The 17,488-nt window shown below is 72.0% G+C and carries 19 protein-coding genes; 16 read left to right on the top strand and 3 right to left on the bottom strand.

The window, feature by feature from the left end:
• Nucleotides 1-10: 10 nt before the first annotated feature.
• The 3 genes from ACYU8I_RS03030 to ACYU8I_RS03040 all read right to left on the bottom strand — a co-directional run bounded on the left by ACYU8I_RS03030 (nucleotide 11) and on the right by ACYU8I_RS03040 (nucleotide 3,965).
• A complete protein-coding gene (locus tag ACYU8I_RS03030; protein WP_460837306.1) occupies nucleotides 11-589 on the bottom strand; it encodes an HIT family protein in 579 nt (192 codons plus the stop codon).
• A complete protein-coding gene (thrS, locus tag ACYU8I_RS03035) occupies nucleotides 586-2,568 on the bottom strand; it encodes a threonine--tRNA ligase (protein ID WP_460837310.1) in 1,983 nt (660 codons plus the stop codon). The genes ACYU8I_RS03030 and thrS overlap by 4 nt, the downstream gene beginning before the upstream one ends.
• A 74-nt stretch (nucleotides 2,569-2,642) precedes the next feature.
• Nucleotides 2,643-3,965, bottom strand: coding sequence for a competence/damage-inducible protein A (locus ACYU8I_RS03040; RefSeq protein ID WP_460837312.1), 1,323 nt, complete (start codon nucleotides 3,963-3,965; stop codon nucleotides 2,643-2,645).
• Between the two features lie 66 nt (nucleotides 3,966-4,031).
• Between ACYU8I_RS03040 and ACYU8I_RS03045 the strand changes: the two genes are divergently transcribed.
• The 16 genes from ACYU8I_RS03045 to ACYU8I_RS03120 all read left to right on the top strand — a co-directional run bounded on the left by ACYU8I_RS03045 (nucleotide 4,032) and on the right by ACYU8I_RS03120 (nucleotide 17,423).
• Entirely contained in the window at nucleotides 4,032-4,589 is a 558-nt protein-coding gene (locus ACYU8I_RS03045) for a hypothetical protein (RefSeq protein WP_460837314.1), read from the top strand.
• Nucleotides 4,590-4,683: 94 nt separating this feature from the next.
• The gene (locus ACYU8I_RS03050; RefSeq protein WP_460837316.1) at nucleotides 4,684-6,093 is read left to right on the top strand and encodes a PepSY-associated TM helix domain-containing protein; all 1,410 of its coding nucleotides are present in this window, start codon (nucleotides 4,684-4,686) and stop codon (nucleotides 6,091-6,093) included.
• A 244-nt stretch (nucleotides 6,094-6,337) separates the two neighbouring features.
• The gene (locus ACYU8I_RS03055; RefSeq protein WP_460837318.1) at nucleotides 6,338-7,468 is read left to right on the top strand and encodes a tyrosine-type recombinase/integrase; all 1,131 of its coding nucleotides are present in this window, start codon (nucleotides 6,338-6,340) and stop codon (nucleotides 7,466-7,468) included.
• A gap of 322 nt (nucleotides 7,469-7,790) precedes the next feature.
• On the top strand, nucleotides 7,791-8,006 hold the full coding sequence (locus ACYU8I_RS03060; protein WP_460837320.1) for a helix-turn-helix domain-containing protein: 216 nt from the start codon (nucleotides 7,791-7,793) through the stop codon (nucleotides 8,004-8,006).
• A complete protein-coding gene (locus ACYU8I_RS03065; RefSeq protein WP_460837322.1) occupies nucleotides 8,003-8,383 on the top strand; it encodes a hypothetical protein in 381 nt (126 codons plus the stop codon). Before ACYU8I_RS03060 ends, ACYU8I_RS03065 begins: the two co-directional genes overlap by 4 nt.
• The gene (locus ACYU8I_RS03070; RefSeq protein ID WP_460837324.1) at nucleotides 8,383-9,462 is read left to right on the top strand and encodes an AAA family ATPase; all 1,080 of its coding nucleotides are present in this window, start codon (nucleotides 8,383-8,385) and stop codon (nucleotides 9,460-9,462) included. The genes ACYU8I_RS03065 and ACYU8I_RS03070 overlap by 1 nt, the downstream gene beginning before the upstream one ends.
• 1,170 nt (nucleotides 9,463-10,632) lie before the next feature.
• The gene (locus ACYU8I_RS03075; RefSeq protein ID WP_460837326.1) at nucleotides 10,633-12,039 is read left to right on the top strand and encodes an HNH endonuclease; all 1,407 of its coding nucleotides are present in this window, start codon (nucleotides 10,633-10,635) and stop codon (nucleotides 12,037-12,039) included.
• A 76-nt stretch (nucleotides 12,040-12,115) separates the two neighbouring features.
• The gene (locus tag ACYU8I_RS03080) at nucleotides 12,116-13,270 is read left to right on the top strand and encodes a phage portal protein (RefSeq protein ID WP_460837328.1); all 1,155 of its coding nucleotides are present in this window, start codon (nucleotides 12,116-12,118) and stop codon (nucleotides 13,268-13,270) included.
• A complete protein-coding gene (locus tag ACYU8I_RS03085; RefSeq protein ID WP_460837330.1) occupies nucleotides 13,267-14,979 on the top strand; it encodes an HK97 family phage prohead protease in 1,713 nt (570 codons plus the stop codon). The genes ACYU8I_RS03080 and ACYU8I_RS03085 overlap by 4 nt, the downstream gene beginning before the upstream one ends.
• Complete coding sequence (locus tag ACYU8I_RS03090; RefSeq protein WP_460837332.1) at nucleotides 14,979-15,263, top strand: hypothetical protein; 285 nt, start codon at nucleotides 14,979-14,981, stop codon at nucleotides 15,261-15,263. The genes ACYU8I_RS03085 and ACYU8I_RS03090 overlap by 1 nt, the downstream gene beginning before the upstream one ends.
• On the top strand, nucleotides 15,260-15,502 hold the full coding sequence (locus tag ACYU8I_RS03095) for a hypothetical protein (protein WP_460837333.1): 243 nt from the start codon (nucleotides 15,260-15,262) through the stop codon (nucleotides 15,500-15,502). The genes ACYU8I_RS03090 and ACYU8I_RS03095 overlap by 4 nt, the downstream gene beginning before the upstream one ends.
• Nucleotides 15,503-15,505: 3 nt before the next feature.
• A complete protein-coding gene (locus ACYU8I_RS03100; protein WP_460837335.1) occupies nucleotides 15,506-15,820 on the top strand; it encodes a hypothetical protein in 315 nt (104 codons plus the stop codon).
• The gene (locus ACYU8I_RS03105; protein ID WP_460837338.1) at nucleotides 15,817-16,164 is read left to right on the top strand and encodes a hypothetical protein; all 348 of its coding nucleotides are present in this window, start codon (nucleotides 15,817-15,819) and stop codon (nucleotides 16,162-16,164) included. Before ACYU8I_RS03100 ends, ACYU8I_RS03105 begins: the two co-directional genes overlap by 4 nt.
• Before the next feature lie 3 nt (nucleotides 16,165-16,167).
• Nucleotides 16,168-16,587 (top strand): hypothetical protein, encoded by a 420-nt coding sequence (locus tag ACYU8I_RS03110; RefSeq protein WP_460837340.1) that lies wholly within the window; start codon nucleotides 16,168-16,170, stop codon nucleotides 16,585-16,587.
• A 3-nt stretch (nucleotides 16,588-16,590) separates the two neighbouring features.
• Complete coding sequence (locus ACYU8I_RS03115) at nucleotides 16,591-16,974, top strand: hypothetical protein (protein ID WP_460837342.1); 384 nt, start codon at nucleotides 16,591-16,593, stop codon at nucleotides 16,972-16,974.
• Nucleotides 16,971-17,423, top strand: coding sequence for a hypothetical protein (locus ACYU8I_RS03120; RefSeq protein WP_460837343.1), 453 nt, complete (start codon nucleotides 16,971-16,973; stop codon nucleotides 17,421-17,423). The genes ACYU8I_RS03115 and ACYU8I_RS03120 overlap by 4 nt, the downstream gene beginning before the upstream one ends.
• The last annotated feature ends 65 nt before the right edge of the window (nucleotides 17,424-17,488 follow it).

Raw genomic sequence — 17,488 nt, forward strand, 5'->3', positions numbered from 1 at the left:
CGCGCCGACCCTAGGGCTCGGAGGTCCAGGCGCTGGCGAGCAGGTCACGCGTGTCGGCGAGGAGCATCGGCAGCGTCTTGGTGCCGCCCACGACGGTGATGAAGTTGGCGTCGCCCGACCACCGCGGCACGACGTGCTGGTGCAGGTGCTGCGACAGCGAGCCGCCGGCGACGCCGCCGAGGTTGAGGCCGACGTTGAACGCGTGCGGCCCGCTCGTGTGCCGCAGCACCCGAAGGGCGTGCTGCGTCAGCCGGGTGACCTCGACCGCCTCGTCGTCGGTGAGGTCCTCGAGGTCCGCGACGTGACGCCGCGGCAGCACCATGAGGTGTCCGGGGTTGTAGGGGTGCAGGTTGAGCACCACGAAGCACCGCTCCCCCGTCGCCACCACGAGGTCGGACTCGTCGCGCCGCTCCGGCACCGGCCCGGCGCCCGGCGGCAGGTCGTCGACCATCGCGCAGAACGGGCACCCGGCGTCGTCCCCCGGCCGCTCGGGGGCGACGTACGCCATCCGGTGCGGCGTCCAGAGCCGGTCGAAGCCCTCGAACCCGTCACGCTCGGTCCCGCCCGGGTCGAGCGCCGGGTGGGTCACACCTGCACCCGGTCGGCGACCGCCTGGGCGACGCGCTCGATGGCCTCGGCCACGGGCACGCCGTTGTCCTGGCGGCCGTCGCGGTAGCGGAAGCTCACCGCGCCGGCCTCGACGTCCTGGTCGCCCGCGATGACCATGAAGGGCACCTTCTGCAGCTGGGCGTTGCGGATCTTCTTCTGCATCCGGTCGTCGGAGTGGTCGACCTCGACCCGCAGGCCCCGCGCCCGCAGCTGCCGGGCGACGTCCTGCAGGTAGTCGCCGTGGCGCTCGGCGATCGGGATGCCCTGCACCTGCACCGGCGCGAGCCAGGGCGGGAAGGCGCCGGCGTAGTGCTCGGTGAGCACGCCCACGAAGCGCTCGATGGAGCCGAACTTCGCGGAGTGGATCATCACCGGCTGCTGACGCGTGCCGTCGGCGGCCTGGTACTGCAGGTCGAAGCCGCGGGGCTGGTTGAAGTCGTACTGGATGGTCGACATCTGCCAGGTACGGCCGATGGCGTCGCGCGCCTGCACCGACACCTTGGGGCCGTAGAACGCGGCACCACCCGGGTCGGGCACGAGCTCGAGACCGGAGGCCGTGCAGACGTCCTCCAGGACCTGGGTCGCGGTCGCCCAGTCCTCGTCGCTGCCGACGAACTTGTCGGGCTTGGAGTCGTCGCGCGTGGAGATCTCGAGGTAGAAGTCGTCGAGCCCGAAATCGCGCAGCAGACCGAGCACGAAGTCGAGCAGGTGCTTGATCTCGCCCGGGGCCTGCTCGCGGGTGACGTAGGAGTGCGAGTCGTCCTGGGCGAAGCCGCGCACGCGCGTCAGCCCGTGGATGACGCCCGACTTCTCGTTGCGGTAGACGTGGCCGAACTCGAAGAAGCGCAGCGGCAGCTCGCGGTAGGACCGCCCGCGCGACCCGAAGATCAGGTTGTGCATCGGGCAGTTCATGGCCTTGAGGTAGTAGTTGGCGCCCTCCATCTCCATGGGCGGGAACATGCCGTCGGCGTAGTACGGCAGGTGCCCCGACAGGTGGAAGGTCTGCTCCTTGGAGATGTGCGGCGTGCCGACGTAGTCGAATCCCTCCTCGACGTGGCGGGTGCGGACGTAGTCCTCCATCACGCGCTTGAGCACGCCGCCCTTGGGGTGGAAGACCGGCAGGCCCGAGCCGATCTCGTCGGGGAAGCTGAACAGGTCGAGGTCGCGGCCCAGCTTGCGGTGGTCGCGCTTCTCGGCCTCCTCGAGCCGGTGCAGGTGGGCGTCGAGTGCCTCCTTGCTCTCCCACGCGGTGCCGTAGACCCGTTGCAGCTGCTTGTTCTTCTCGTCACCGCGCCAGTACGCCGCGGCGGAGCGCATCAGCTTGAAGGCCGGGATCCGCTTGGTCGTCGGCAGGTGCGGACCGCGGCAGAGGTCCTTCCACGCCACCTCGCCGTTGCGGTCGAGGTTGTCGTAGATCGTCAGCTCGCCGGCGCCGACCTCGGCCCCCGCGCCCTCGGCCGCCTCGGCGGCGCCGCCCTTGAGGCCGATGAGCTCGAGCTTGTAGGGCTCGTCGGCGAGCTCGACCCGCGCGTCGTCGTCGGTGGTGACGCGACGCGAGAAGCGCTGGTTGGCCTTGATGATCTTGCGCATCCGCGACTCGATCTTCTCGAGGTCCTCGGGCACGAAGGGGGTCGCGACGTCGAAGTCGTAGTAGAAGCCGTCGGTGACCGGCGGCCCGATGCCCAGCCTGGCGTCGGGGAAGAGCTCCTGCACCGCCTGCGCCATGACGTGGGCGGTCGAGTGCCGCAGGATGTCGTGGCCGTCGGGGCTGTCGATGGCGACGCCCTCGACCACCTCGCCGTCGGCCAGCTCGCGCGCGAGGTCGACCAGCGCGCCGTCGACCCGGGCCGCGATGACGTCGGCGTCGTCGCGGAACAGCTCCCAGGCCTTGGTGCCCGCCGTCGTGGTCAGCTCCTCGCAGCCGTCGGCGCGGACGAGGGTGACCTGGATGTCGGGCACGGTGGGGCTCCTGGCGTGAAGGGGACGTCGAGCGCGTCGATCGTAACGACGCGCCCGACCCGGTTTCCGCACGCCTAGGTCGCGGACACGACCTCGCGCAGCAGGTGCAGGCAGCTCGCCACCGTACGGCGGCGCACCGCGTCGCGCCCGCCGCCCAGCCGCAGCACCCGCGGGTGGTCGCCGTCGGGACCCGACACGCACACGTGCACCAGGCCGACGGGCTTCTCGGGCGTGCCCCCTCCGGGACCCGCGACGCCCGTGACCCCGATCCCGTACGTCGTCGTGAAGCGCTCGCGCGCGCCCCGCGCCAGCGCGACAGCCACCTCCTCGCTGACCGCGCCGACGCGCTCGATGGTCTCGGCGGGGACGCCCACGTGCTCGGTCTTGACGTCGTTCGCGTAGGCGACGACCCCGCCGCGCAAGTAGGCCGACGAGCCGGGCCGGTCGGCGAGCCGGCCGGCGACGAGGCCCGCCGTGCACGACTCGGCCGTGGCGACCGTCGCTCCCCGGGCGACGAGCAGGTCGGCCAGCACCTCGTCGACGGTGCGTCCGTCGGGGCTGTAGACGGCGTCGCCGAACCGCTCCGCCAGGGCCTCCCCCAGGACGTCCGCGGCGGCGCGGCCGTCGGGACCGAAGCGCGAGACCACCTCGAGCTCGCCGTCGCGCAGGCACGTGGTGACCTCGAGCGCGTCGAGCGCGCCCGGGCGGTCGCGCTCCAGGTCGCGGAGCAGACCGGCCAGCTCGGCCTCCGGGGGGCCCCAGATCCGCACCGTGGCCTGCCGCAGCCCCGTCGCGCCGGCCAGCGCCTCGGCGACCACCGGGTGTCGCAGCGCCTCGGGCCACATCGGCCGCAGCTCGCCTGGCGGACCCGGGAGCACCACGACCGGCGGCGAGCCGTCGCGGCCGGGGACGACCAGGCCCGGCGCGGTGCCCACCGGTGCCAGCCAGGCGGCGCCCTCGGGCACGTGCGCCTGCTTGCGGACCCCCTCGTTCATCTCGGCGCGACGGCCCGCGTCGCCGACGTCCCAGCCGCGGAGCGCGGCCAGCCGGTCGACGACATCGCCGACGAGCTCGACGAGCTCGGGCACCAGCCGCATCGGCCGGCCCCGGAGGTCGGCGACCACCTGGGCGGTGAGGTCGTCGGCGGTCGGACCGAGCCCGCCGCTCGTAATGACCAGGTCGTGGTCGTCGAGGGAGCGCACCGCGGCGACGAGGTCGCCGGGCCGGTCGCCCACCACGACGATGCGTCCCACGTCGACGCCCGCACCCAGCAGCTGCTCGGCCAGCCACGGCCCGTTGGCGTCGGCGACGCGCCCGGTCAGCACCTCGGTGCCGGTCACGACGATCCCGGCGCGAGGGGCGGCTGCAGTGTGGTCGACGGGCGGCGAGGGGGTCACGCCCCCGGCGTACCCGCGCCGTGGCCGCGCCACGAGCCCGTCACGGCGATGACCTACGATCCCCGGGTGCCGACGGCGCAGGCGACGATCGCGGGTCCGGCCCGCCGGGCCCCCGGGCTCCGGCACGGGCTGGCCGGGCTGACGTGCGCGGTCGGGGCGATGACGGCGCACCAGACGGCGGGCGGTGACGTGACCGCGCTCGCCGCCCTGCTCACGCTCGTGACCTCGGTCGGCCTGGCTCCGGTGCTGCTCGGCCGCGCCGTCGACCCCGCGCGGATGCTCGCGCTCTCGCTGGTCGCGCAGGTCGTCTGGCACGCCGCCTTCACGGCCGGCGCCGCCCCGGGGGCCATGGCCCACCACGTCGACACCTCCGTGATGGCGGTGCACCACCTGGTTGCCGCCGCGGTCGCCGCCGCGGTGGCCGCGGGGCTCGAACGCACCCTCGCCCGCGCCCTCGACTGGCTGCTCGGGGTGGTCCGTCCCGCTCTCGCGCGCGCGGTCACGCTGCCCGTGGCACCACGCGCCGTACCGGCCCGCGCCGCCCTGGCGCGCGTGCCCGAGGCCACGCCGCACGACCCTGCGCGCCCGCTGCGCGCCCCGCCGAGCGTCCTCGCGCTCGGCTGACCCGTCCGGCCCCTCTCCCGGACGCCGCGGTCGAGCAGACCGTTCGCGCCCGGACGACCTCCCGAGCGCGCCCTGCCGTCGCGAAGGATCTCCCATGACCCTGCTCGAGCACGACACCCCTCCCCCCGCGTCGCCGCCGACGAGACGCCGCTCGCTGCGTCCGCTGCTGCTGCGGCTGCACTTCTACGCCGGCGTCCTGGTGGCGCCGTTCGTCCTGGTCGCCGCGCTCAGCGGCGCGCTGTACGCCGTCTCGCCGCAGCTCGAGGCGTGGGTGCACCACGACGAGCTGACCACCGACTCGCGCGGGCCCGCCCTCAGCATCGACGAGCAGGTCGCCGCCGCCCGGTCGGCACAGCCCGACCTGCCGCTGCTCGCCGTACGGCCCGCGGCGGAGCCGGGCGACACCACGCGCGTCCTCCTCGACGACGGCCGCACGGAGCAGTTCCGCCGGCTGGCCGTCTTCGTCGACCCCGTCGACGGGCAGGTGCAGGGCGAGCTCACGTCGTACGGCGGCTCGGGCGCGCTGCCGGTGCGCACCTGGATCGACGAGCTCCACCGCAACCTGCTGCTCGGTGAGCCGGGGCGGCTCTACTCCGAGCTCGCGGCCTCGTGGCTGGGCGTGGTCGCGCTGGCCGGCCTGGCGCTGTGGTGGACGGGCCGGCGGCGCACCCGGTCGCGCTGGCGGCCCGACGGCACCGCGTCCGGCCGTCGCCGCACGCTGTCGTGGCACGGCGTGCTCGGCACGTGGCTCGTCCTGGGGATGCTGATGCTGTCGGCCACGGGCCTGACGTGGTCGACGTACGCAGGTGCCCACGTCAGCGAGCTGCGCGCGGCCCTCGACTGGACCACCCCGGTCGTCGTCTCCGACACCGCGGCGGGGGACGGCACGCACGAGGGCCACGCCGGTCACGGCGGAGGGACGAGCGAGGCCGACTCCGCGGCCCCGATGCCCGACTCCCCCGGGATCGGATTCCAGCGAGCCGAGGCCGTCGCCAGCGGGCAAGGCCTCTCGGGTCCCCTAGAGATCACGCGGCCGACCAGCCGCAGCGGCACCTACGTGGTCTCCGAGCTCGACACCTCGTGGCCGACGCGGGCCGACGTCGTCTCGGTCGACCAGGCCGGGCGGGTGGTCGACGTGGTGCGCTTCGCCGACTGGCCCGTCGTGGCGAAGCTCGCGAGCTGGGGCATCGACCTGCACATGGGCGTGCTCTTCGGCCTCGCCAACCAGGTGGCGCTGCTCGTGCTGGCGCTCGGCATCGCGGCCATGACGGTGCTCGGCTACCGGATGTGGTGGCAGCGTCGCCCCACCCGCGGCGGCCGGCGGCTCGGGCGCCCGGCCCGTCGGGGTGCCTGGCGCGAAGCGTCGCCCGCGCAGCTGGTGGGCGTGGCCGTCGTCGCGGCCGCGGTCGGCTGGTTCGTCCCGCTGCTCGGGGTGAGCCTGCTGGTGTTCCTGGCGGTCGACGTGGCGCTCGGGCTGCGCGCCCGGCGCGCACGGGCCAGCTGAGCCGGCCAGGGAACGCCGACGGCCCCCGGGCTCCGCGTGCTGCGGAGACCCGGGGGCCGTGGCTGTCGGTGGGCGATACTGGGTTCGAACCAGTTTCCAGTCGATCTGGCGTCACTGGCGCTGACCTGGGATTTTAGGCCGCTGACCTGCGACGCAGCGAAACAGTAGCGCGGCAGTAACGGGAATGCAACGGCATCGAGTGTTAGCCTCCTATGGCACGCAGATGGCACGAGAGGCGAAACTGTTGTCGACCCAGAAGCGCAGCCGTACCGGCTGGGGGAACATCCGCCAACTGCCCTCAGGGCGCTGGCAGGCCCGCTACACCGGCCCCGACGGCCTCCCTCACAAGGCCCACACGACTTTCGACACGAAGGACGATGCGGACGAGTGGCTCGCCACCGTCCGCACGGACATCGTGCGCGAGAAGTGGCTGCCGCCGTCCGCGCAGACCGGCCCCAAGGCTCTGCAGTTCGCCGGCTACACCGACGCCTGGCTCGCCGGTCGCCGCGTCAAGGGCAAGCCACTCGCCGCCCGCACGCGGTCGCACTACCGGTCGCTGCTCGACACCCACATCCTGCCGACCTTCGGCCCGATGCCGATGCGCTACATCACCCCCGAGATGGTCGACGAGTGGCACGCCATCACCGCCGTCGGCCAACCCACCTTGCAGGCACACGCCTACTCGCTGCTGCGGACCATCCTCGGCACCGCGGCCGAACGGAACCTCATCCCTTTCAACCCGGCGAAGATCCGCGGCGCCGGCTCCACCAGCCGAGTCCGCAAGGTCCGCCCCCTCGAGCTCGACGAGCTCGAGACCCTCGTCAAGAACCTCCCCGAGCGCTACCGCCTCGCCGCGCTCCTCTCGTCCTGGTGCGCCCTGCGGTTCGGTGAGCTCGCCGAGCTCCGTCGCAACGACATCGACACCAAGCGCGGCGTCATCCACGTACGCCGCGGCGTCGTGCGTGCCGACGGGGAGACCATCGTGAAGACCCCGAAGTCCGACGCCGGGATTCGCGACGTCGCCATCCCGCCCCACCTGATGCCGCTCGTGCGCGAGCACCAGCTGCAGCACACCCAGCCCGGCAAGGACGGCCTGCTGTTCCCCGCCGCCAGCGGGGGCCACCTCGCTCCCTCCACGCTCTACCGCGCCTTCTACCCGGCACGCGAGGCCGCCGGCCGCCCAGACCTACGCTGGCACGACCTGCGCCACACCGGCGCCGTCATGGCCGCCCAGACCGGCGCCACCCTGGCTGAGCTCATGGGCCGGCTCGGGCACTCCACGCCGGGGGCCGCGATGCGCTACCAGCACGCGGCCGACGAGCGCGACGCAGCGATCGCCCGCAAGCTCTCCGAGATGGCGACGAGGCGTCCGTAGCCTTCCGCTCAGCCGTACCGCTTGCCAGGCCGACCAACCTCTGACACGCTGCAGCCAGCAGACAGTCGGACTCGAATCTGGCGAATGCAACTTTTGCGGCGGATAACTCTGCCATCACCAAGGCCCGCTCGGTACCCACCGACCGGGCCTTTTGCATGCCCTCTCCCGGACCACCAGCGCAGGCCCCGGTGAGGTTCTTGCGTCTCCCCTGAGACGCCTGCTCTCAGCGCTATCCACCCCTGCACCCCCGCGACGCCTGCCGGCTCACGGGGGTCGTCGTCATGCCCAAATGCAGACGACGCCACCGCCCAGGAGGCGCAAGATGAACAACTCCACTCCCAAGACGCACCCTCGTCGCTGGCTCAGCCAGCAGGAGGCCGCCGAGTACCTCGGCGTCACCGACCGCACCATCCGGTCCTACATCGCTCGCGGTGACCTCAAGGGGCACCGCGTCAAGGGCTCGCGGCTCGTGCGGATCGACCGCAACGACCTCGACGCCCTGCTCTCCCCCATTCCCACCGCACGGCGGGGGGCGTGAGCACGATGAGCGACCTCACGCTCGACGACGTCTACCGCGTCCGCTGCAACCAGTGCGGCACCCTCACCTCACCCTGGAGTTGCAGCTGCGGATCCACCCGCGTCACCCGGCTCACCCCACGCGGACAGCAGCAGACCGAACCCACCCCCGTGCGGCAGAGCGTCGCGGAGTTCCTCGTCGACGTACTCCACGACGCCTGGGTCCAGGGTGACCGGGCGTTCTGGCTCAAGCGCGCCGAGCAGTTCGCGGAGGTCGGCACCCCCAGCTGCGACGAGATCGCCCAGGCATGCCGCAACCGTGCCGACCTCACCAGCGCCGCCGACGTCGAGTTCCGCGACACACTGCTCGCGTTCCTGCGCCAGGCGAACACCGACTGATGGGGGTCGCCATCGCCGACGACTGGGGTGACCCCGGTCCGTCGCCGTACGAGGCCGACGACGGCACCTTCCGGCGCTCGTGGAAGACCCGTGACCTCGGGCCCGTCCTCAGCGGCGAGTGGAAGCCGGCCGAACCCACCGTCGGCCGCAGGAGCGACGGAGTCGGCCTGTTCTACCCCGGCAAGCTCCACACCGTCTCGAGCGAGTCCGAGGCCGGCAAGACGTGGTTCATGCTCGCCGTGGTACTCCACGAGATCGCTGCCGGCAACGACGTCGTCTACCTCGACTTCGAGGACGACGAAGGCGGCGTCACCAGCCGACTCCTCGACCTCGGCGGCAGACCGAACAACCTCTACTACCACTTCCACTACATCCGCCCCGAGGACCCGCTGGGCACCGGCATCCACCACGACGACCTCACCAGCCTGCTCCGCGACGTACAGCCGACCCTCGCGGTCGTCGACGGCGTCACCGAAGCGATGACCCTCCACGGCCTCGACGCCAACAGCAACCAGGACGTCGCCAAGTTCGGCCGCATCCTCCCCCGCCGGCTCTCCGAGGCCGGCGCAGCCGGCGTCTGCCTCGACCACGTCACCAAGTCCAGCGAGACCCGCGGCCGCTACAGCATCGGCGGCGTCCACAAGCTCAATGGACTCGACGGCGCCGCCTACCTCCTCGAGAACCGCACCAGCTTCGGCCGCGGCCTCACCGGACGCTCCACCATCAAGATCGCCAAGGACCGCCCAGGACAGCTCCGACGCCACGCCCTCCCCTCATCCGGGGGGTTGCACTGGATGGGCGACCTCGTCCTCGCTTCCCACAAAGAAGGCTTCGCCGAGGTCGAGATCACCGCCCCATCGGCCCGCGACGAGGACTTCCGACCCACTCACCTCATGGGCGAAATCTGCCGCAAGATCAGCGAGCACGGGCCCCTCACGAGCACGAAGCTCGAGGCGCTCGTTCGCGGCAAGGCGACCGCGATCCGCACCGCACGCACCCTGCTGCAGGTCGAGGGCTACCTCAGCGACGGCACTCCGCACGAGCTCCTCAAGCCGTGGGACGGAGACACCGATGACTGACCATCCGTCCCCCGTCCCAAGCCCGTCCCACGCCGTCCCGGACGGGGCTTCCGTAGGCCCGTCCCCCGTCCCCTCCTATAAGGGGGACGGGGACGGGACAGGAAGAGGGCACCTCCACAGCCCCTCAAGCCCGTCCCCCGTCCCACACCACCCGGGGGGTGCACGATGACCACCGCCGTCGACCTCGAGTGGGCAGAACGAGCCCGCAACCCCCGCCTCCCCCTGTGGCTCCGAGTCCACGCCTACGCCGAAGCCTGGTCAGGACCCACCGGCCACTGCCCCCTCACCCCCGGCCAACTGCACCGCGGCCTCGACCCCACCCTCCACCAGTCCCAGATAAGCCGAGCCATCAGCCAAGCCATCGACGCCCGCTACCTCCACAGCAGCAGCAGCTCCCGCTGCCTCGTCCTCACCCGCGCCGTGGTCCCCGACCCCACCTGCCCAGCGAGCCACCGATGAGGGGTACGCAGAACGCGCGTACCCCAGGGGTGTGCAAGATCCGCACCCCCACGGGTGTCGGCAGTACCGACACCCCGATGACCTCAGCACCGCTTAGCCCACGGCAGGTGAGCAACCCAGCTCGCCTGTTGCGTGTGCAACAGGTGGGAACCCGGTTCCCACCTGAACGGGTGCGAGGCGCCTCGCAGGTGATGCGCCTGCATCAGGTGTCCCACATGAGACAGGTGGCTCAGATGAGCCAGGTGTTTGGTGGCTAACAGCTGGTCGGGCAACGCCGTACGCAAGGCCCGAGAACACGTCGCCACCTGGCTCCCCGCACCCTGCGGCCAGTGCAGCATCACCGTCACGACCCGAGACCGGTGGGTCGTCGGCCACATCAAGCCACGCATCACCCACCCCGAGCTCACGTGGGAGATCTCGAACTGGCAGGTCGAGCACCGCGCCTGCTCCGACAAGACCAGCCAGGCCGCCGTCATCGCGAAGGCCAAGCAAGACGCCCTCCGCGAACATGCTGATCGGAACCCGACTGGCATGTCGACGTCCGATTTTTCCCAAGAGAACGACCCCACGCAGCCCCCGAACCTGCCCGTACACACACTGGGGGTCGCTGGTGAGCCTCTGGAGGTCCGCGAAGCTCTCTCCTGGTCCGTCGAGCGCCTCTCTGCGGCTCCGTGGCTCTCCGACGTCCTCACGGTTCCTGGGGATGCTGCTGTGCCGTTGGCGATGACGCCGGTGCATCCGCGGGCGACCGGCTCGTACGGCTGGGACGCGATCGACTGGGTCCGCGAGCACCTCAAGGTCGAGCTGCGCTGGTGGCAGAAGCTCGCGTTCGTCCGCCAGCTCGAGCACGACGCCGACGGGGCGCTGGTGTGGCGGGTCATCGTCGAGTCGTGCCCCCGCCGTGCCGGCAAGAGCGTGCGGCTGCGGGCCATGGCGCTGTGGCGGGTGGCGCACTGGGACCTGTTCGGTGAGCGGCAGCTGGTGATCCACACCGGCAAGGACCGAGAGATCGTCAAGGAGATCCATCGGCAGGCGTGGCAGTGGGCCATCGCCCGCGGCTGGGTCGTACGTCGCGGCGCCGGCCAGGAGGAGATCGCTCACACGACCGAGGAGGCCGAGCATCGGTGGCTGGTGCGGTCGACCGAGCAGGTGTACGGCTACGACACGACGCTGGGCATGGTTGACGAGGCGTGGGCGGTCGAGCCCGGGCCGTTCGACGAGGGCCTTGAGCCGTCCACGATGGAGCGGTTGTCGCCGCAGCTGCTGCTGACGTCGACGGCGCACCGGCGGGCGACGTCGCTGATGCCGCGTCGCGTCGCGAACGCGCTGGCGGCCGAGGACGGCGAGACGCTGCTGCTGCTGTGGGGCGCCAGGCCGCAGGACGACCCGGGCGCCGAGGAGACGTGGCGGGCCGCGTCGCCGCACTGGTCGGAGGATCGCCGCCGCATGATCGCCGCGAAGTACGCCAAGGCGCTCGCTGGCGAGGTCGACCCGACGGCCGACGACCCCGACCCGATGGCCGGCTTCGTGGCGCAGTACACGAACGTGTGGCGGCTGCGGGCAGCCAAGCCCGACAAGGGCGACAGCGTCGTCGCCGAGGACGCCTGGACCGCGCTGGTCGAGCCGCCGCCCCTTGCGCTGCCCGACGCCGTCGCGGTCGAGTCCTGGTTCGCCGACGGCGTCTCCGTCGCGCTCGGCTGGCGCCAGGGCACCCGGGCCGTCGTCTCCGTCAGCGACCACCCCGACCTGACCGCCGCCGTCGCCGCCGTGAAGGAGTCCGGGTACCGCGGCACCGTCACCGTCGGCTCGTCGCTGGCCGACGACCCCGCCCTCAAGGGCATCCGCGTGAAGGCCGGCGAGGGCCGCGTCGCCGCCGCCGTCACCGAGCTCGACCGGCTGCTGACCGAGGACGGGCTCCGCCACGACGCTGGCGACCACCTCACCGGACAGGTCTTGTCCGTCCGCACCCAGCCCGGCCCCGACGGCGCCCGGGTCGTGTCCCGTGGCCGCGCCGACGCCATCAAGGCCGCCGTGTGGGCCGCGGGGAAGTGCCGCGCCACCGGTCGCGGTGAGCTTCGGATCGTGCTGCCCGCCAGTGTGCGTCGACCGGCGGTCTGACGGTATCTGTCAGGTGACTTGACCGTCTGGGTCAAGACCCGACCCGGGCCCGCCGGCCGGTGCGACCTTCGGCAACGTGGGGCGGATCCGTGACCTCGTCTTCGGCCCGGCCGGCTACGCGCCGCCCGGCTCTGCTGAGGCGCCCACCTTCGCCGTCGACGACGTCGCCTTCCCGCCGTCCGTCGTCGGCATGGAGTCCTACGACGCCCTCGGCTCGATCGCCCCGCGCATCGACCGCAAGCGCGCCATGCAGGTCCCCGCCGTCAAGCGGATCCGCGACCTCATCGCCGGCACCCTCGGCACCCTCCCGCTCGAGCTCGTCGGTCCCGACCGACGCCTGGCCCGCTGGCCGCTGTTCGACCAGCCCGAGCGTGACGTGCCGCGGTCGGTCACGATGGCGAAGACCTTCGAGAACATGCTGTTCGAGGGCGTCGCGTGGTGGCGGGTCGTCGAGCGCGAGTACCGCGGCTGGCCCGTGTACGTGAAGCGCCTCGACCCGGCCAAGGTCCAGAAGGGCGAAGACGGTCGGATCTACGTCGACGGCCGCCACGTCCCCGACGCCGACCTCATCCGCTTCGACTCCCCGACCGACGGTCTCCTCCTCGCCGGCGCCCGCGCCATCCGCACCTGTCTGATGCTCGACCAGGCCGCTGCCCGCATCGCCGACGGCATCCCGCCCGTCGAGTACTTCACCCCCGCCGACAACGTCGACCCGGCCGACGACGACACCATCGCCGCCTTCCTCGACGACTGGCAGGAAGCCCGCCGCAAGCGCACCGCCGCGTACGTCCCTGCCGCGCTGATCTACCACTCCGGCGGCGTCGACCCCGACAAGCTGCAGCTCGCCGAGGCCCGCCAGCACGCCGTCCTCGAGATCTCCCGCCTCGTCGGCGTTGACGCCGAGGACGTCGGAGTCTCCACCACCTCGCGGACCTACCAGAACGGCGTCGAGCGTCGGAAGGCACTCATCGACTACACCCTCGCCCCCTTCATGGTCGCGGTGCAGGACGCCCTCTCGATGGACAACGTCACCCAGCGCGGCTACCGCGCCCAGCTCAACGTCGACCAGCTGCTGCGCGCTGACGCGAAGAGCCGTTACGAGGCGTACAAGGTCGGCCGCGAGGTCGGGGCCATCACCGACGAGCGGATCGCCGAGCTCGAGGGCGTACCGGCCGAGAACGTGCGCGCCCTCCCCGCGGCGCGCCCGACACCCGAGGAGCAGACGGCATGACCAATGGCTGCCTACCCGCCATCACCTTCGACGGCGACGGCCCCGCCCGCCGCCTCGACGCCCCCGGTGCCGAGGTCTTCGAGGTCAACGCCGAGAAGCGCACCATCCGCGGCCTCGCCGTCCCGTATGGCAAGGCCGGCCTGTCCGGTGGCATGGCGTTCCAGTTCGCCAAGGGCACCATCACCTACGCCGACGTCAGCCGCGTGAAGCTCTGGGTCCAGCACGACCCCACCCGCGCCGTCGGCGTCGCCACCCAGCTCGAGGACACCGACCACGGCCTCGTGGCCACCTTCAAGGTCGCCCGCGGCCCCGAAGGCGACCAGGCCCTCTCGCTCGCCGAGGACAAGGTCCTCGACGGCCTCTCGATCGGCCTGCGCCAGGGCGGCAAATGGCAGACCAAGGACGGCGTCCAGCACGCCGTCGAGGCCCCGCTGATGGAGATCAGCCTCACCCCAGCCCCCGCGTTCGATGACGCACGGGTCCACGCAGTCGCGGCCAGCGCCGCGGAGAACGGAGTCACCATGAAGTGCACCAAGTGCGGCGTCGTCCACGCGAGCGGCGTCACCGAGTGCAAGGCCGACGACGTCGCGGCCTTCGAGGCCAGCAACGCCGGCCCCACCTTCGACGCCACCCCGATCGCCGAGGCCATCACCGCCGGCTTCGCCGCCCTCGGCAGCAACGGCGACGGCCCCACCGTCATCAGCCACGGCGGCCTCGAGATCAACGAGCCGTCGCCCTACCGCTTCGACGGCACCGAGGGCGCCGAGTCCTTCTCCGAGGACCTCCGCAGCTACAACAGCGACTCCGACGCCCGCCAGCGGCTCGAGACGTTCATGGAGGACGCCTTCACCTTCGCGGTGACCTCCAGCAACGTCAGCACGCTCAACCCCACCCAGAGCCGGCCCGATCTGTTCGTGCCGAACCTGACGTTCACCCGCCCGCTGTGGGAGATGGTCTCCACCGGCGTCGTCACCGACAAGACGCCCTTCACCATCCCGAAGTTCTCCTCCGCGTCCGGCCTGGTCGGCCCCCACACCGAGGGTGTCGAGCCCACTCCGGGCGCCTTCACCGCCACGTCGCAGACCGTCACGCCGGCCCCGGTCTCCGGCAAGGTCGAGATCGTCCGCGAGGTCTGGGACCAGGGCGGTTCGCCGCAGGCCGACCAGATCATCTGGGGCGAGATGCTCAACGCCTACTTCGAGGCGCTCGAGTCCCGCATCGCCACGCTGCTCAACGGCCTCAGCCTCACCGAGACCAACTTCGCCGGGGCGGTCGACTCGGCCCTCGTCAACCAGGTGACCAACCTCCTCGTCGACCTGCAGTACGTCCGCGGCGGCAACCGCTACACCCGCATGGCGCTCGACGGTCAGCTCTTCAAGGCGCTCGTCAACGCCGCCGACGGCTCCGGCCGCAAGCTGCTGCCCGTCCTGTCCCCGCAGAACGCCCAGGGCACCATCGAGGGCGCCTTCGACCGCGTGCAGCTCGGCACCCTCACCGGCCGCGCCGCCTGGGCCCTCGGCGCGGCGAACAGCTCCAACAGCTACCTCTTCGTGCCCTCCTCGGTGTGGGCGTGGGCGTCGGCCCCGAAGAAGTTCGTCTTCGAGTACCGCGTCGCCGCGATCGACCTCGCCATCTGGGGCTACACCGCGTCGGCCGTCCTGCGCGACAGCGACGTCAAGCGGCTCGACTACACCTCCGCGGACGCCTGATGGGCGCCCCGAGGAAGGCGAGCTCGGGGGCCACCCACACCCCCGAGCTCGCCGGCAACGGCCCGGCTCCCTTCGCGTTCGGCGAGGCGCCGGAGTCCGCCGACTTCACGGTCGCCACCGAGGAGCCCAAGAAGACCGGCCTCGAGACCCACACCGGCACCGACCCCCACGGTCGTGCCATCGGGCCCGCGGAGGACCACACCAAGGCCAAGCGCGACATCGACGGCCTCACCGCCGTCGAGGCCGCCGAGAAGGCCGCCGAAGAGGACGAGGAGCAGCTGTGAGCGGCACCAGCAACGACGAGCCGACCGACGGCCCCGTCACCACCTCAGAGCCCCCAGCGGCCCAGGACGAGGCGCCGGAGCCCACCGAGACCGGCGCGGTCGGCGACGTCGTCCCGGTCAACGATCTCTGCAAGGTCACCCGCCCTGACGGCAGCCACCACACCGTGTCCGGCGACGGCTACGTTCTCGACGTGCCCGGCGTGCACGTGGTCGACGGCGTCGCCATCGAGGTCGGCTGAGCCATGGTGGTCGAGATCGGTGGGGTCGAGGTCGACCTCGGCGCGGTAGCGGACTACTGCAGCGCGTCCTCCGCGGACCTGCGCGGCGTCGACGACGCCCTCACTGCGGAGGCAGCCGCCCAAGCCATGGCATGTCGCACGTCGACGTACAGCCACGACCTTCTCGAGGCGCTGAAGCGGCGCGTGGCCTGCAACCTCGCCCGCCGCAACCTGCCCCTCGGCGTGCAGATGTCCGAGGCCGGCGGCATCCCGGTTTCGCGGCTCGACAGCGAGATCCGCCGGCTCGAGGGGCCCTACCGGAAGCTGCCCGTCGGATGACCACCGTCCGCGACCTCCTCGCCACCGCAGCCACCCAGGCCGGCGGCGTCGGCACCGTGTCGCCCTACTACCGCCAGACCACCAAGCCCGGCGACGGCTTCGTGCGGCTCGAGCGCATCGAGTACCCGAACCCGTTCGGCGGCGTCTGCTACTGGAACGTCGTCCTGCTCCTCCCGCAGAGCCTCGACGACGCCGAGCGGTGGATCGAGCAGTACGTCCCCGACGTGCGCCGGGCGCTGGCCGAGCACATGACCGTCACTCGGGTGCGGCCCGAACGACTCATCTTCCCCGGCGCCGGCGAGGTGCCGTGCGTCTTCATCAACGGCTCTCGAGAAGAGGACTGACCCATGGCCCAGATCGGCACCCGATCCCTGACCATCAGCATCGGCGGCACCGAGGCACGCGCCGAGCTGTCCCAGGCCCGGATCACGAGCGGCGAGTCCGACTCCGACTTCGTGACCTTCGCCGACGCCGCCGCTGGTGGGGCGCGGGAGTACAAGCTCGCGTTCACCGCCGCCCAGGACGCCGTCACCGGCAGCGTGTGGGACCGGGTGTGGTCCAACCCCGGCGCCACCGTGGCCTGCATCCTGCGGCCCTACGGCAACACCACCCCCACGGTCGCGCAGCCGCACTACGGCTTCAACGCGATCATCACCGAGCCCGACGGCGACTTCCTCGGCGGCGAGGCCGACGCCTCCGCCACCGCGAAGTTCACCATCGAGTGCGAGTGGCCGCTGACCGCGAAGCCCAACAAGATCACGGCCTGAGCCGTGGCCGGTCGCGACGGGTTCAAGGTCGAGGGTCTGTCTCGCGTCGTACGCGAGCTCAAGGCCCTCGGCCTCGACGTCGACGACCTCAAGAACGCCTTCTCGAAGCTCAGCGCCCTGGGTGCCGAGACAGCCGCACGCCACGCACCGAAGAAGTCCGGACGCCTGTCCGGATCGGTGCGCGGCAACCGCGCCCAGTCGAAAGCCGTCGTCGTCGCCGGCCGCGCAGCGGTGCCGTACGCCGGGCCCATCAACTACGGCTGGCCCGCCCGCAACATCAGCGCCTCCGGCTTCATGCAGAAGACGGACGAGGAGCTGCGCCCCCAGGCGGTGCAGCTCCTGCAAGACGAGATCAACGCCGCAGCCCGTAGGAGGGGCCTCACATGACCGAGCACTTCGACCCGACCGCACCCCAGCCGTACGGCGGGTTCACCGCCCCGCCCGTCGACCCCGCCACGGGCGCACAGCCCGACCCTGCCCCGGCATCGCTGGCGACGCCGGCGACCTCGGCGAAGCTGACCGGCCAGGAGGTCGCCAACAGCCTCACCGGCTTCGACGAGATCGCCATCAAACAGGCGTTCGGCAACAGCCTCGACCAGCTCGACCCCATCACCGTGGCCCGCGCCTGCGGGTTCGTGCTGATGCGCCGCAGCGGCCAGGGCGACCGCGACGCCTACCACAGCGTGATGAGCATGACCCAGGGCTCGCTGCAGGACCTCTTCGCCGTCGAGGACGACGTCGACGACCGCGACCCCTTCGCCGAGAGCAGCGCCTTGGGAAAAGAGCCGCAGCCCAGCGCGACGCCGATGACGAGTTCGCCGCCTTCTGCCTCGTGACCGGCGTCTCGCCCCGGGACTACCCCCACCTCACCCGGGGCGAGCGCCAAGCGTTCCTACGCGCC

Source organism: Nocardioides marmoraquaticus (assembly GCF_054777915.1).

What these genes read in the sequence shown, in the direction of transcription:
- ACYU8I_RS03050 (WP_460837316.1), top strand. Translation starts at nt 4,684, where the DNA reads ATGACCCTGCTCGAGCACGACACCCCTCCCCCCGCGTCGCCGCCGACG.
- ACYU8I_RS03060 (WP_460837320.1), top strand. Translation starts at nt 7,791, where the DNA reads ATGAACAACTCCACTCCCAAGACGCACCCTCGTCGCTGGCTCAGCCAG.
- ACYU8I_RS03070 (WP_460837324.1), top strand. Translation starts at nt 8,383, where the DNA reads ATGGGGGTCGCCATCGCCGACGACTGGGGTGACCCCGGTCCGTCGCCG.
- ACYU8I_RS03085 (WP_460837330.1), top strand. Translation starts at nt 13,267, where the DNA reads ATGACCAATGGCTGCCTACCCGCCATCACCTTCGACGGCGACGGCCCC.
- ACYU8I_RS03090 (WP_460837332.1), top strand. Translation starts at nt 14,979, where the DNA reads ATGGGCGCCCCGAGGAAGGCGAGCTCGGGGGCCACCCACACCCCCGAG.
- ACYU8I_RS03100 (WP_460837335.1), top strand. Translation starts at nt 15,506, where the DNA reads ATGGTGGTCGAGATCGGTGGGGTCGAGGTCGACCTCGGCGCGGTAGCG.
- ACYU8I_RS03105 (WP_460837338.1), top strand. Translation starts at nt 15,817, where the DNA reads ATGACCACCGTCCGCGACCTCCTCGCCACCGCAGCCACCCAGGCCGGC.
- ACYU8I_RS03110 (WP_460837340.1), top strand. Translation starts at nt 16,168, where the DNA reads ATGGCCCAGATCGGCACCCGATCCCTGACCATCAGCATCGGCGGCACC.
- ACYU8I_RS03120 (WP_460837343.1), top strand. Translation starts at nt 16,971, where the DNA reads ATGACCGAGCACTTCGACCCGACCGCACCCCAGCCGTACGGCGGGTTC.